Here is a 12577-nt window from a genome sequence, read left to right as displayed (position 1 = left end):
TCGACATTATCGCGAATAGTCGATCGCGGGAAGCCGCCTTACATCTGGATTGCAGAACAGGGGTCAGGCCGTTGTCGGGGCCCAAGATCCGCAGCTGCAGCCTGAAGGCCAAAAGGAACCTTGCCATGACCGATGTCCTTGATGACGTGCGCGACCACTATCGCGCGACCGGCCTGACCGAACGGTTGAAAACGGCGCTCATGGCCCTCGGGCCGGAGGACCAGCGGCTCACGCCTGAGCAACTGGGCGCGCTCGACCAGTTTCACACCCGTGGGCTCGCAGCAACCACCGAGCTTGCCAGGTTGGCCGGGATCACCGTCGACATGTCGGTGCTTGATGTCGGCTCGGGCGTCGGCGGACCGGCGCGCTTTCTGGCGGCGACCTATGGCTGCCGGGTAACGGGCGTCGATCTCAGCGAGCCATTCGTGGATGCCGCACGCTATCTGACCGCGCGCGCGGGCCTGAGCGGGGAGGTGTCGTTCCAGACCGCCAGCGCGCTGGAGCTTCCATTTGACGACGGCCGCTTTGACGCCGTGTTGCTACAGCATGTGGCGATGAACATCTTCGACCGGGCGCGGCTCTACCGCGAGATCCGCCGCGTGCTGAAGACAGGTGGCAGGTTCGCGACTTATGACGTCGTGTCGAACGGCACTGAGCCGCATTATCCCGTGCCGTGGGCGCGGACGCCCGCAACGAGCTTTCTTCTGACCGCCGCCGCGACACGCGCGGCAATCGAGCCGGCCGGTTTCCGCGCGCTGGCATGGCAGGACGACTCGGAGGCAGCCAAGGCCTGGATCGTCCAGCTGCGCGCATCGGGGCCGCCGCCTGCGCCAAATCTCGGCGTGGTGATGGGGCCGGACTTCGCACAGCTTTCCGCCAACCTGGGGCGAAGTCTTATGGAAGGCCGGATTGGCATCCTGACCGCGGTATTCGAGGCCGCGTCAACGAACCCACGATAGGAGCTCACATGTCCCCGGAAATCCTGTTCCAAACCCATCTCATCTTCGGATATGTCGCGTGGCTGCTTTGCTTCGGCGCATACGTCTGGCCCCGGCTGAAAGCGATGGACCATTTCGAAGCACAGCGTGCGATCGCGACCCTGCACAGCTTCCGCTTTTTCGGACTCGTCTTCTTGCTTCCAGGCGTGGTCGGCCCCGATCTGCCGGCCAGCTTCGCCGTGTTCGCCGCCACCTGGGATTTTGCAACGGGCGTGCTGGCCATGCTGGCGCTTCTCACGGTCAGGATCCGTCCGCTGTTCTGGCTGTTCGTCGTCGCCTTCAATCTCGTGGGGTTCGTCGACCTGATCCTCGACTATTACCACGCGGTCCAGGTCGGCCTCCCTGCGAAGGCCGGGGAGTTGGGCGGCGCCTACGCAATCCCGATCATCTTTGTGCCGCTGCTGATGATCACGCATGTCACCGCGTTCTATCTGTTGATGCGTTCTCGGCCCAGGGTGGGGCAAGTCCTCGCGGGCGATGCGGCGGCGTCTTAAGACGCCACCTCCAGCTCACCCCCGCGACGCCTTCTCAAACCGCTTGATCAACCGCTCGCGCTTCAAGCGGGAGAGGCGCCTGATCCAGAACATCCCATTCAGTTGATCGATCTCATGCTGATGGCAGACCGCGCGCAGGCCTTGCGACTCCTCGGTGTGAAAATTGCCGTCGACATCCTGATAGCTGATCCGGACGCGGGCGTGACGCGTGATGTCGTCGTTGACGCCGGGCATCGAGACGCTGCCTTCCTGATGCGTGATCATCTCCGGCGAGGCCCATACCATTTCCGGATTGACGTAGGTCTGCGCGCCGCTGACGGGATCGAGGTCGAGCACCACGACCCGCAGCGAAATGCCGATATGCGGCGCAGTGATGCCGATGCCGGGCGCGGCGTGCATGGTCTCGATCAGGTCGGCCGCGAGCTCGCGCAGCGCGCCGTCGAACGCGGTCACGGGTTGCGCCGGGAGGGCGAGCCGCGGGTCGGGGTATCGGACGATGGGGCGGATGGTCATGATTTTTGTCGCAGCTCGGTGAATGGCTCCGGCGACTATTGCAGATATCCGACCACGAGGCGCGTGGCCTCGTCGACAAGTGTCCCAACCGCTTGATCCGAGAGCATTTCAGAGTGGTGCAAAACCGCCGTATGGGTCAGCGCTTCGATCGATGTCACGCATACAAATGTGCGAGGGACCGACGTGATCGTTGTCTCAAGAGGCCCCGCTAACATGGTTCGGACGGACCGAACCGCGTTACGAAAACTAATCCCGCTCGCCAAATAGTCATCCCCGTTGCCCCACCTCGACGGGCACGAGTTTCCTGGAGGCTTTCCAAAGCTGGCGATTGATGAAATCGGGGGCGACGCGGCGCATCAATGCGAGCTGCCTGGATTGGCCCGGATGGATTTCGAGAGCCCCTGTCCTGAGGGACGCAAAGGAGAGCTTCACCAACTCGTCGGTAGTGATTTGGGTGATGCCATCGCCTTCGGAAAGGCCTGCCGTCATGTCGGTCTTCACCGCGGGCGGCATGATCTCGATGATCTCCACACCGGAATCCTCAGACTGGAACCGGAGTGACTGGGTGTAGGAGTGGATCGCAGCCTTGGTCGCGCAGTAGATGGGCAAGCACGGCAGCGGCACAAAGGCGAGGCCTGAGGAAATGTTGATCAGGGTACCCCTATTGGCGGTCAGGATGTCGATGAACGCCGAGGTCATGCGAAGCACACCGCCGACGTTGATATCCATCTCGACCATCAGTTCGGAGAGGTCGGCAGTGGAGGTCTTGAGGTTCCTGTAACGGCTGATGCCGGCGTTGTTCACCAGCACGTCGAGCCTGGGAAATTCCGACTTCACCCTCGCAGCGAGGGCGGCAATCTGCGCGGAGTCCGCGACATCACTCCGGATCGTATGGAGCTTTGGGTGCTTTGCCTTCACCTGGTCGAGCACAATTTGGCGCCGGCCAGTCACGATGACTTCGTTTCCGAGTTCGACGAACTTGAGAGCGAAGGCGAGGCCGATGCCCGCGGAACCGCCTGTTATGAGGACGGTACGGTCAGTGAGTTTCATAGGACTTCCTTTGTTATGGGCCTGCCTTGCTTGGCGGATCTGATCCACGAGGCATCTGCAATCAGGACGTTCGAGGCTCGCGAAAGGAGTCGCGTCCGGGCGTGAAAAATCGGGGGTAAGGCGCCACACCCGGCGCGAACCTTTGCTGCCGGGTGGGCACGTTGGACGGAGCCTGTGCGAGAGGCGGGGAATAACGTCGCGGCAGCACCGTCAGTGGGCGCGATTTTCTTGGTCCGGGTGCGACTCTTTTCAGAGCCCTCAAACGTCATAACTACGAATGGATCATGGAGTGCGATCATGGATTTGCAGAATCAAACCGCTATCGTGACCGGTGGCAGCCGCGGATTGGGCCTTGGGATCGTCGAAGCCCTTGTCGACCGCGGTGCCAAGGTAACCGTCGTCGCGCGCACCGCCGGCGATCTTGAAAGCGTCGCGAGACGCCTTGGGGTCGGAACCATTGCCACCGACGTCACCGATCGTGGGGAAGCGGGGCGGATCCTCGCCGAGCTGCGGCCGACGATCCTGGTTCTCAACGCCGGAGCGCCGCCAAGGATGGCTTCTCTCGACAAGCTGTCATGGGAGACGTTCAGCGAAACCTGGAACACTGACGTCAAGGCCGGCCTCCATTGGCTGCAGGCTGCACTGGCGACACCACTCCCTCCGGGAAGCCGTGTTTTGGTCGGATCGAGCGGCGCGGCAGTTTTGGGCTCGCCGTTGTCGGGCAGCTATGCGGGCGCGAAACGTATGCTGTGGCTGATGGCGAACTACGCAAACGGCGTGTCGGCCGAGAAAAAGCTCGGCATCCGCTTCCAGACGATCGTTCCGCGCCAGATAATAGCCGGCACGGGCGTGGGGGACGCGGCGGCGGCGGCGTATAGCGCGAAGCTGAACGTCACGCTTGAACAGTATTTCACCCGCTTTGGCGCGCCGATGCCGCCGCGCCAGTTCGGCGAGCACGTCGTCACGCTGTTGACGAATCCCCTGTATGAGGGCGACTTCGCCTTCGGCCTCAAGGGTGACACCGGCATCACGATCCTTGATGGGGCCGCTGTTTGAGGTACGCCCAGGAGCACAAATTGAGTGCAGACAAGTCCGGTATGTCTATCTCGCCCGGTGACGGTCGGGCGCGGCTTCAGGCGATCATGGCCGAGGTGCGCCCCGAGCTTCACCGCTATTGCGCACGGCTTGCAGGCTCGGTCTTCGATGGCGACGACATCGTGCAGGATGTTCTTGTCCGCGCTCTTGTCGCTGCCGATGGCTTGGACGCCGAGACGCCACTAAAGCCGTGGCTGTTTCGGATCGCTCATAACCGCGCGCTCGACCACCTCAGGAGCCAAGCCGTGAGACGGAGCGAACCGATCGAAGCAGCGGTCCAGATCGCGGACGACCTGACAGTGGATCCGGCCGAAGCCCTTATGCGTCGGGAGGCCATTGACACCGCGCTCTCCCGCTTCACCCAGCTGCCGATCGTCCAGCGCAGCGCGGTGATCCTGAAGGATGTGCTGGGTCATTCGCTTGAGGAAATTTCTGAACTTCTCGATCTCAGCGTTAATGCGGTGAAGGCGGCACTCAGTCGTGGCAGGACCCGACTGACGGAAATCAACGCTGCGCCGGGTAAGCCGCGCCTGAGGAAGCCCGCATCAGCGGGCTCCGCGCAGTTTTCCTCGCTGTTCAATCAGCGCGACTGGGACGGCTTGCGCGCCCTGTTGGCCGAAGACGTGCATCTGACGCAGGCCACGCATCCCGATCGCAAGGGGCGGTCCGACGTGGGTATGTTCTTCACAATTTACGCGGAAATACCGGAATTTCATCTCGTCCCGGCCTACCTTGATGGCGGACACGGCGGCGAGGTGATCGCGTTTTTCGCGCGGGCTGACGATGCGCAGCCCAGCTACCTGATGAAGGTGGAATGGCGCGGCTCTCGCATTGTTCGGATTCGCGACTTCCGTTATGCGGGTTACATTCTGGAGGGCGCGGATTTGGTCCTTGCCGCGTCCCGTGCCTGAAAATCGACCAATCGTTGTCGATAGTCGCTGTAGCCGGGGAAAATCCCCAGGCCCATAAAACAAAGCCACCCCGTTCGTAAAAAAAAGTGAGCTACGCGGCCCTCGACCTGTCGGTTCCATAAGACCCCGTTCGTCTTGCATCCAGAAGAGTGCATGGGAGACCTGGAATGACCAACGCTCGCTATCGCTGGGTGATCGTCGCGGCCGGGGGCTTGCTCGGCTGTGTCGCGATCGGCGGCATGTTCTCGCTGCCGGTGTTCTTGCAGCCGATTGCGCGGGACACCGGCTGGTCCGTCACCGGCGTGTCCAGCGCCATGACGATCGGCTTTCTGGCGATGGCTTTCACCAGCATGATCTGGGGCACGTTGTCCGACCGGTTCGGGCCGCTGCCGGTGGTGCTGACAGGCTCGGTGGCGCTCGCGGCGAGCCTCGGGCTCGCAAGTGTGGCGACCTCGCTGGTCGCGTTTCAGTTCATCTTCGGGCTGATGGTCGGCGCTTCCTGCGCCGCGATCTTCGCGCCGATGATGGCGACCGTCACCGGCTGGTTCGACACCCACCGCAGTCTCGCAGTGTCGCTGGTCTCGGCCGGCATGGGCATGGCGCCCATGACGATGGCGCCGTTCGCAGCGTGGCTGGTCTCGCAGCATGACTGGCGCACCTCGATGCAGCTCGTGGCGCTGGTCGTCGCCGTCATCATGATCCCGGTCTCGCTCCTGGTGCGCCGCGCGCCGGCGCTTGCGAATCCGGCGTCCGCGCCATCGGGCGACCCGGCGGAATCGGAAATGACGCTTCCGCAGGCGCTGCGCTCGCCGCAATTCGTCATCCTGCTGCTGACCAACTTCTTCTGCTGCGCTACGCATTCGGGCCCGATCATCCACACCGTCAGCTACGCCATCAGCTGCGGCATTCCGCTGGTCGCGGCCGTGACCATCTACAGTCTGGAGGGTTTTGCCGGGCTGGGAGGCCGCATCGCGTTCGGTCTGTTAGGGGATCGCTTCGGCGCCAAGCGCGTGCTCGTGCTCGGACTGCTGGCGCAGGCGTTCGGCGCGCTCGGTTACGTCTTCGTCCGCGAACTCGCCGCGTTCTACGCGGTGGCGGCGCTGTTCGGCTTCATCTATGCCGGCACCATGCCGCTCTATGCCGCGCTCGCCCGCGAAAACTTTCCGCTGCGGATGATGGGTACCGTGATCGGCGGCACCGCGATGGCCGGCAGCCTTGGTATGGCGACGGGGCCGCTCGCCGGCGGTCTGATCTACGACACGTTTGCGAGCTACACGTGGCTCTATGTTGGTTCCTGGATCATGGGCCTCGGCGCGTTCTTCATCGCCATGACATTCCGTCCGGTGCCGAAAATGCAGACCGCGCCGGTGCCGGCGTGACGCCGTCACTTCACCAACGTCAGCGCCGGCTTGCCTTTCTCGAGGACATAGGTCGCAAGCTCGCTTGCCTGGACGCTGCCGACGTTCTTCGCCGCATGGATCGTTCCCGCAGGGATGAAAAGAACGTCGCCGGCCTTGAGCGTTACCGGCGGCTTTCCTTCGATCTCATACGCCAGCGAGCCCTCGAGGACGTAAATGATCTCTTCGCCGGGATGGGTGTGCCGGCCGAAGGCCGCGCCCGGCGCAAAGTCAACGCGCACCTGGAATGCCTCGCGGCCGGGAACGCTGAGATCGTGACGCTGCAGATCGGTTCGCGTGATCCCAGCCGGCTGGGACGCCGCGCCGTCGAGCGCCGAAGCGCTTCCCAGCATCAGCGCCGCGATCGCCAAAACCCGCGCTGTCTTCACCAACATGTCGCTCATGTCGACTCCCTTCGGTTTCCGGTCCTCGCGTTGTGTCGCGGCTCATTGCGGCAATGGCTCGCCAGCCTGCTCCTTGACGATGTAGTCGGCGTACCAGTCCGGCCAGTTCTCGTCGTGCACGCCACCATTGCGCTTCTCGTGCTCGCCATGCGCGGCTGCGGCGCGGCGGAGCGCACCAGCAAGATCGGTCGACGAACCAAAGGTCGTGTCCGCCTCGACGCGGCCGGGCAATCGCGCCGTGATTTCTTGGAACAGCCAGCCATTGCCGTCGGGATCGCTGAACGAGGCGAACGAACGGTAGCTGCCATGTTCCGGATCGGCGCCGCTGACCCGGACGCGGCCGGAAATATAGGGCGCGTCGGTGCCCGCGTGCACGTCGCCCGCGCCATGAAACACCTCGCTCACATCCACCCCGCGCGCAATCAGCGCAGCGCGGGCGGCCTCGATATCGGATACGATCAGGTACAGGCCCTGCGCGGAGCCGGGTGCCGCTGGCGTGACGTTGCTGCCGAAGATGACGGAAGCATTGGAGCCGGGCGGCGTGAACTGAATCACGCGCCAGCCGTCGCCGGAGGCAAAGTCGGCGTCCAGCCGCCAGCCGAGGTTGGCGTAGAACGCCTTGGCGCGATCGACGTCGGAGACGGGGATGACGACGATCTCGAGTTTCATATCGATCCTCGCCGTCGTCTTCGGGGTAGCGGTTGCGGTTCGTTCCTTGAGGTCATTCATGGTTCTCTCCTTGATGACTGTCTTAATGTCTGTGCCGGGGCGGCGCCTTCAAGCGCCGCGCTGCCGGATCGAGTGACGCAGAGCCAGATTGCTTCGACCGGCGGGCGAATATCCGTCGTTCGTCAGACGCTCTTTCGCTTTGCGAGCGGATGCGGCGGCGAGGGCGTGGCCACGAAGTCGTGATATGAATTAGCGTTGACTAATGGATTAGCGCAGGCTAATTGATCCTTATGATTGAAGCCGCCCCCATCAATGCCGTCATGCGCGCGCTGGCCGATCCCACCCGGCGCGCGCTGTTCGAGCGCGTCGTCGGTGCACATGAAATCACGGTGGCGGAGCTGACAAAGGGCAGTGGGGTGACGCAGGGCGCGATCTCGCAGCACCTCAAATCTTTGAAGCAGGCCGGCCTGGTCGCCGAACGACCCGAGGGCCGAAACGTTTATTACCGCGCCGCGCCGGAGGGGCTGGCCCCGCTGGCCGACTGGATGAGCCACTACGCGCTGTTCTGGCATGACCGGTTCGCCAACCTGCGCACACTTCTGAAGGAGATCGATCCATGAATGACGCCGCGTTGCAGTCCGACACCCAAGAGCAAGAGATCGTGGTCGAGGCGAACCTCCCGCATGCGCCGGAGGCGATCTGGAAAGCGCTGACGACCGGCGAACTGATCGGCCGCTGGCTGCAGATGACGCCGACCGGGTTCGAGGCGGTGAAGGGCAAGCATTTCACCTATCAGACCACGGCGGCCGGCGCCTGGGACGGCGTCATTCATTGCCAGGTGCTCGAAGCCGTTCCGCACCAACGCCTCGTTTACTCCTGGAAGGGCGGGCACGAATCCAACATCGGATACGGCTCACTGCTCGACACCGTCGTGACCTGGACGTTGTCGAAGCTTGAACGCGGCACGCGCCTTCGCATGGTCCATTCCGGCTTCGTGCTGCCGAGGAACGAGGGCGCTTACAAGAACATGAGCGGTGGCTGGAAGAAGGTTGTCCCCCGCGTCGGCGAGATCGCCGGCGAGCAGGACTGACGCGAATTTCGAACCGGCGCCGGAGACTGAGGCCATTTCAAGCGGGCAGGGGCGAACGCGTAATGCCGGGTCGGCAAATGCCTATCCGTGTCTGTCATCAACTCGATAACGAAGAGGTTAGCCATGAAGCTGAATGTCGTATCTGCGCAAGCATGGGAAGCTGCCCGCGAGCAGTTGCTTGTGAAGGAAAAAGCCCTGACCCGTGCCCGTGACGCCATGGCCGCCGAGCGCCGGCGGATGCCGTGGATGGCTGTCGAAAAAAGTTACGCGTTCGATGGGCCGCAGGGCAAAGCGAGCCTCACCGATCTGTTCGAAGGCCGCCGTCAGTTGATCGTCTACCGCGCTTTCTTCGAGCCCGGCGTGCACGGCTGGCCCGAGCAGGCCTGCCGTGGCTGCTCGATGGTGGCCGACCAGGTGGCCCACCTCGCGCATCTGAACGCGCGCGACACCACGCTCGCCTTCGTCTCGCGCGCGCCGCAGGCGGACATCGCCCGCCTCAAGGCGCGGATGGGTTGGGAGATGCCGTGGTACACCATCACCGACAGTTTTGACGCCGACTTCGGCGTCGGCGAGTGGCACGGCACCAACGCGTTCATCCGCGACGGCGACCGCGTCTTCCGCACCTACTTCATCAAGAGCCGCGGCGACGAAGCGATGGGGAGCACCTGGAGCTATCTCGACATGACCGCGCTCGGCCGCCAGGAAGTGTGGGAGGACTCGCCCGCAGGTTACCCGCAGACCCCGCCTTACAAGTGGTGGAACTGGCACGACAGCTACGTCCCCAATGCCGCGCCCGACCAGAGATGGGTCGAGGTCTCCGATGCCGGCGAAGCCGCGATGCGGAAACAGGCCAGCTAGTGAGACGCGGCGCGGCCATGAGTCTCGAACAGAACTCGGTTGACGCAGGGCCGCGTCGGTCATGGCCCAAGAGGAATGCGGAGGCAAGTGCGGACCGCTGGCTGTCGCTGGCGGCCGCGCCGACCTTCGCCCTCATGGCGCTGCTGACCGCGATTGGCGGAGGCGGGGCGCCGGACATTTTCTGTTCCGCCGCGGGCGCATCGCCGCTCGGTGGAATGATCCCGATGTATCTCTTGATGAGCGCCTTTCATTCGGCGCCGTGGCTGAGGCTGATCGCCAGAGCGTGGCGAAATTTCTCGAAGGAAACGATCCATGACTAAAGCCTATACCGGCGGCTGCGCCTGCGGCGCGATCCGTTACGCTATTCCTTCCGAACCTGTTTTCATGAATCACTGCCAGTGCCGGGACTGCCAGCGCAACAGCGGCACCGGCCACGGATCCTATCTGACCTTCGCCCAGCGCAACGAGGTGAAACTCAGCGGCGACGCGAAGCAGTGGGACATCGTCGGCGACAGCGGCAACGTCAAGACGCACGCCTTCTGTCCCACCTGCGGGTCGCCGGTCTATCTGACGTTCACTGCGATGCCCGATCTGTTCACCGTGCATGCCGCAAGCCTCGACGACCCCGATCGATACCTGCCGCAAGTGGTGACCTACGCCACGCGCGGCCACGCCTGGGACCCCATTGATGCGGGCTTGCCGAAATTCGACAGGATGCCACCCGCGGCGTGATCCGGAGGTTGAGCGGAGCGAAACCCATCCGACGGTTCCAGCGCTCGCAATCATGGTTGGGCGCATCCTTCGAGACGCCGCGCTGGCGCGGCTCCTCAGGATGAGGTCAGAGACCCTCATGGTGAGGAGCGCGGCGGAGCCGCGCGTCTCGAACCACGAGGCCGTGCCGATGTTCAGCGTTACCGCGCCGCCACCTTGCCCGGCGCCTTCTTCGCCGGCGCTTCGCTTCCCGCCAGCGCTATCACCGAGACCGAGACCACGCGGTCGATAATCCCGGCGACATCGTTGAGGTCGCATTGGCCTTCTGACAATTTGGTCAGCCGCTCTTTTTCCCGGATGGTGTGGTGCGACATCGCCAGCGCGAAGTTCAGGCCCCAGTAGAGGTCGACGTCGTCGCGCCCGGGCATCGCGCGGCGCATCGCGGCGATGAATTTCCGCAGGTGGTCGACCTCGCGATTCCTGATGCGGCGGATCGGCGGCACCGACTCGATCGAGGCGCGGATCATGAACCGCGCCGCGGTCGAGCCTTCGCGGTCGGGGCCGAGGCAGCCGCGCAGGGTCGGCCCGACCAGTGCGCGGAAAATCTGCTCGATCGGCGCGCGGCCGCCGCCGTTTTCCTCGGCGGCCCTCAATTCGTTGAGGCGCTCGCGGTTGGTGGCAAGGCTGCGGGTGACGAACAGTTCCGCGATCAGTTCGTCCTTGGAGCCGAAATGATAGTTCACCGCCGCGAGGTTGACGTTGGCCTCGGCAACGATGTCGCGCAGCGTCACGTCGCCGAAGCCGCGATCGGCGTAAAGCCGTTCGGCGGCGGCGAGGATCGCGGATCGGGTCTGATCGCTTGCCATATCTGGCCCCGTTTGGGGAGTTGCATTTCAAACGTGTGTATGAAACTATCGTTTGAAGGGCCGGGAAAGTCAATGCACGTTTGCGAGCGTGTCGCATTTCCGGCTCAGCCCGTGACGTCCTGTCAGTCGCGCATCCCGCAAAACATCTTGCCGGGCCTGCGCGGCGGGCAGACAGTGCGGCCCGACAATTTCAGAAGCTGAAGGTGAGGAGCGTTCCATGGACTTCAATATGTCAGACCGCCAGAAAGAATGGCTCGAGCGCGTGCAGGCGTTCATGAAGACGCATGTCCGTCCCGCGGTGCCGATCTACGACAAGCAGGACGCGGAGGGGCCGCGCTGGAAGGTGATCCCGATCCTCGAAGACCTGAAAAAGAAGGCGAAGGCCGAAGGCCTCTGGAACATGTTCATGCCGCCGTCCTCGCATGAGGACGATGAATTCCACGGCGCGGGATTGACCAACCTCGAATATGCGCTGCTGTCGGAAGAGATGGGGCGTATCGCCTGGGCCTCGGAAGTCTTCAACTGCTCCGCACCCGATACCGGCAACATGGAAGTCTTCATCCGCTACGGCACCAAGGAGCAAAAGAAGAAATGGCTGCGTCCGCTGATGGACGGCGAGATCCGCTCCGCCTTCCTGATGACGGAACCTGCCGTGGCCTCGTCGGACGCGACCAACATCGAGACGCGGATCGAGAAGGACGGCGACCATTACGTCATCAACGGCCGCAAGTGGTGGTCGTCGGGCGTCGGCGACCCCCGTTGCAAGATCGCGATCCTGATGGGCAAGACCGATCCGAAGGCGGCCAAGCACCAGGCGCAGTCGCAGATCCTGGTTCCGCTCGACACCCCCGGCATCAAGGTCGAAAAGATGTTGCCGGTGTTCGGCTATGACGATGCGCCGCACGGCCATGCCCAGGTACTGCTGGAAAACGTCCGCGTTCCCAAGGAAAACATCCTGCTCGGCGAGGGCCGCGGCTTCGAGATCGCACAGGGCCGTCTCGGTCCGGGCCGCATCCATCACTGCATGCGCACCATCGGCAAGGCCGAGGAGGCGCTGGAGAAGATGGTGAAGCGGCTGGCGTCGCGTACCGCCTTCGGCAAGCGGATCATCGAGCATTCGATCTGGGAACAACGGATCGGCGAAGCGCGCGCCGATATCGAGATGAACCGCCTGCTGTGCCTCAAGGCCGCCGACATGATGGACAAGGTCGGCAACAAGACCGCGCAGGCCGAGATCGCGATGATCAAGGTCACAGCCCCCAACATGGCGCTGAAGATCATCGACAACGCCATCCAGGCCTATGGCGGCGGCGGCGTTTCCGACGAAGCCGGGCTGGCAAAGGACTATGCCCATATCCGCACGCTCCGGTTGGCGGATGGTCCGGACGAGGTGCACAATCGCGCCATTGCCAGACTTGAACTTCGGAAGTATGCAAACTGACGTCACAGTAACGAACGGGAGCAGCCATGCCTGCTCCCGGCCGTCATTCCGGGGCACGCGAAGCGTGAACCCGGAATCTC

General features: G+C 63.5%; 16 protein-coding genes. 11 read left to right on the top strand and 5 right to left on the bottom strand.

Annotated features, from left to right (window positions below; all coding sequences use genetic code 11):
* The first annotated feature begins 125 nt into the window (after positions 1-125).
* Both FFI89_RS20835 and FFI89_RS20830 read left to right on the top strand, forming a co-directional pair.
* Entirely contained in the window at positions 126-959 is an 834-nt protein-coding gene (locus FFI89_RS20835; protein WP_138829531.1) for a class I SAM-dependent methyltransferase, read from the top strand.
* A gap of 8 nt (positions 960-967) precedes the next feature.
* Positions 968-1492 (top strand): hypothetical protein, encoded by a 525-nt coding sequence (locus FFI89_RS20830; RefSeq protein WP_138829530.1) that lies wholly within the window; start codon positions 968-970, stop codon positions 1490-1492.
* Positions 1493-1507: 15 nt separating this feature from the next.
* Here the strand turns inward: FFI89_RS20830 and FFI89_RS20825 are convergent, their stop codons facing one another.
* Together FFI89_RS20825 and FFI89_RS20815 are read right to left on the bottom strand one after the other, a co-directional pair.
* Positions 1508-2005, bottom strand: coding sequence for a peptide deformylase (locus FFI89_RS20825; RefSeq protein WP_138829529.1), 498 nt, complete (start codon positions 2003-2005; stop codon positions 1508-1510).
* Between the two features lie 267 nt (positions 2006-2272).
* A complete protein-coding gene (locus FFI89_RS20815; RefSeq protein ID WP_246669204.1) occupies positions 2273-3103 on the bottom strand; it encodes an SDR family oxidoreductase in 831 nt (276 codons plus the stop codon).
* A 249-nt stretch (positions 3104-3352) separates the two neighbouring features.
* Between FFI89_RS20815 and FFI89_RS20810 the strand changes: the two genes are divergently transcribed.
* The 3 genes from FFI89_RS20810 to FFI89_RS20800 all read left to right on the top strand — a co-directional run bounded on the left by FFI89_RS20810 (position 3353) and on the right by FFI89_RS20800 (position 6440).
* Positions 3353-4111 (top strand): SDR family oxidoreductase, encoded by a 759-nt coding sequence (locus FFI89_RS20810; protein ID WP_138829528.1) that lies wholly within the window; start codon positions 3353-3355, stop codon positions 4109-4111.
* Between the two features lie 41 nt (positions 4112-4152).
* Positions 4153-5061, top strand: a complete 909-nt coding sequence (locus FFI89_RS20805; RefSeq protein ID WP_138835511.1) for a sigma-70 family RNA polymerase sigma factor — start codon at positions 4153-4155, stop codon at positions 5059-5061.
* Positions 5062-5228: 167 nt separating this feature from the next.
* Complete coding sequence (locus FFI89_RS20800; protein ID WP_138829527.1) at positions 5229-6440, top strand: MFS transporter; 1212 nt, start codon at positions 5229-5231, stop codon at positions 6438-6440.
* A 5-nt stretch (positions 6441-6445) separates the two neighbouring features.
* Here FFI89_RS20800 and FFI89_RS20795 read toward each other — a convergent pair whose 3' ends face one another.
* Positions 6446-6862, bottom strand: a complete 417-nt coding sequence (locus FFI89_RS20795) for a cupin domain-containing protein (protein WP_138829526.1) — start codon at positions 6860-6862, stop codon at positions 6446-6448.
* 42 nt (positions 6863-6904) lie between these two features.
* A complete protein-coding gene (locus FFI89_RS20790; RefSeq protein WP_138829525.1) occupies positions 6905-7591 on the bottom strand; it encodes a VOC family protein in 687 nt (228 codons plus the stop codon).
* 230 nt (positions 7592-7821) lie between these two features.
* On the opposite strand from FFI89_RS20790, the gene FFI89_RS20785 reads away from it, so the two are divergent.
* The 5 genes from FFI89_RS20785 to FFI89_RS20765 all read left to right on the top strand — a co-directional run bounded on the left by FFI89_RS20785 (position 7822) and on the right by FFI89_RS20765 (position 10211).
* Complete coding sequence (locus FFI89_RS20785; protein ID WP_138829524.1) at positions 7822-8151, top strand: helix-turn-helix transcriptional regulator; 330 nt, start codon at positions 7822-7824, stop codon at positions 8149-8151.
* A complete protein-coding gene (locus tag FFI89_RS20780) occupies positions 8148-8621 on the top strand; it encodes an SRPBCC domain-containing protein (protein WP_138829523.1) in 474 nt (157 codons plus the stop codon). Before FFI89_RS20785 ends, FFI89_RS20780 begins: the two co-directional genes overlap by 4 nt.
* A gap of 123 nt (positions 8622-8744) precedes the next feature.
* Entirely contained in the window at positions 8745-9479 is a 735-nt protein-coding gene (locus FFI89_RS20775) for a DUF899 domain-containing protein (protein WP_138829522.1), read from the top strand.
* A 17-nt stretch (positions 9480-9496) separates the two neighbouring features.
* Positions 9497-9799 carry a hypothetical protein gene (locus FFI89_RS20770; RefSeq protein WP_246669202.1) on the top strand — a complete coding sequence of 101 codons (303 nt, stop codon included), beginning with the start codon at positions 9497-9499 and terminating at the stop codon, positions 9797-9799.
* Positions 9792-10211, top strand: a complete 420-nt coding sequence (locus FFI89_RS20765; RefSeq protein ID WP_138846638.1) for a GFA family protein — start codon at positions 9792-9794, stop codon at positions 10209-10211. Before FFI89_RS20770 ends, FFI89_RS20765 begins: the two co-directional genes overlap by 8 nt.
* Positions 10212-10390: 179 nt before the next feature.
* Here the strand turns inward: FFI89_RS20765 and FFI89_RS20760 are convergent, their stop codons facing one another.
* Positions 10391-11056 carry a TetR/AcrR family transcriptional regulator gene (locus FFI89_RS20760; protein WP_138829520.1) on the bottom strand — a complete coding sequence of 222 codons (666 nt, stop codon included), beginning with the start codon at positions 11054-11056 and terminating at the stop codon, positions 10391-10393.
* A gap of 217 nt (positions 11057-11273) precedes the next feature.
* Between FFI89_RS20760 and FFI89_RS20755 the strand changes: the two genes are divergently transcribed.
* Positions 11274-12497 carry an acyl-CoA dehydrogenase family protein gene (locus tag FFI89_RS20755; protein ID WP_138829519.1) on the top strand — a complete coding sequence of 408 codons (1224 nt, stop codon included), beginning with the start codon at positions 11274-11276 and terminating at the stop codon, positions 12495-12497.
* Positions 12498-12577: the final 80 nt, after the last annotated feature.

Origin of the sequence: Bradyrhizobium sp. KBS0727, from assembly GCF_005937885.2 — a bacterium.
Lineage (GTDB): Bacteria > Pseudomonadota > Alphaproteobacteria > Rhizobiales > Xanthobacteraceae > Bradyrhizobium.
Note: the sequence above shows the minus strand (reverse complement) of the source record. Positions and strands in the feature narration are given on the sequence as shown.

Bases quoted from the DNA above. Each gene is read 5' to 3' on its own strand.
- FFI89_RS20835 (WP_138829531.1), top strand. From the start codon at position 126: ATGACCGATGTCCTTGATGACGTGCGCGACCACTATCGCGCGACCGGC.
- FFI89_RS20830 (WP_138829530.1), top strand. From the start codon at position 968: ATGTCCCCGGAAATCCTGTTCCAAACCCATCTCATCTTCGGATATGTC.
- FFI89_RS20825 (WP_138829529.1), bottom strand. From the start codon at position 2,005: ATGACCATCCGCCCCATCGTCCGATACCCCGACCCGCGGCTCGCCCTC.
- FFI89_RS20810 (WP_138829528.1), top strand. From the start codon at position 3,353: ATGGATTTGCAGAATCAAACCGCTATCGTGACCGGTGGCAGCCGCGGA.
- FFI89_RS20805 (WP_138835511.1), top strand. From the start codon at position 4,153: ATGTCTATCTCGCCCGGTGACGGTCGGGCGCGGCTTCAGGCGATCATG.
- FFI89_RS20800 (WP_138829527.1), top strand. From the start codon at position 5,229: ATGACCAACGCTCGCTATCGCTGGGTGATCGTCGCGGCCGGGGGCTTG.
- FFI89_RS20795 (WP_138829526.1), bottom strand. From the start codon at position 6,862: ATGAGCGACATGTTGGTGAAGACAGCGCGGGTTTTGGCGATCGCGGCG.
- FFI89_RS20790 (WP_138829525.1), bottom strand. From the start codon at position 7,591: ATGAATGACCTCAAGGAACGAACCGCAACCGCTACCCCGAAGACGACG.
- FFI89_RS20785 (WP_138829524.1), top strand. From the start codon at position 7,822: ATGATTGAAGCCGCCCCCATCAATGCCGTCATGCGCGCGCTGGCCGAT.
- FFI89_RS20780 (WP_138829523.1), top strand. From the start codon at position 8,148: ATGAATGACGCCGCGTTGCAGTCCGACACCCAAGAGCAAGAGATCGTG.
- FFI89_RS20775 (WP_138829522.1), top strand. From the start codon at position 8,745: ATGAAGCTGAATGTCGTATCTGCGCAAGCATGGGAAGCTGCCCGCGAG.
- FFI89_RS20770 (WP_246669202.1), top strand. From the start codon at position 9,497: ATGAGTCTCGAACAGAACTCGGTTGACGCAGGGCCGCGTCGGTCATGG.
- FFI89_RS20765 (WP_138846638.1), top strand. From the start codon at position 9,792: ATGACTAAAGCCTATACCGGCGGCTGCGCCTGCGGCGCGATCCGTTAC.
- FFI89_RS20760 (WP_138829520.1), bottom strand. From the start codon at position 11,056: ATGGCAAGCGATCAGACCCGATCCGCGATCCTCGCCGCCGCCGAACGG.
- FFI89_RS20755 (WP_138829519.1), top strand. From the start codon at position 11,274: ATGGACTTCAATATGTCAGACCGCCAGAAAGAATGGCTCGAGCGCGTG.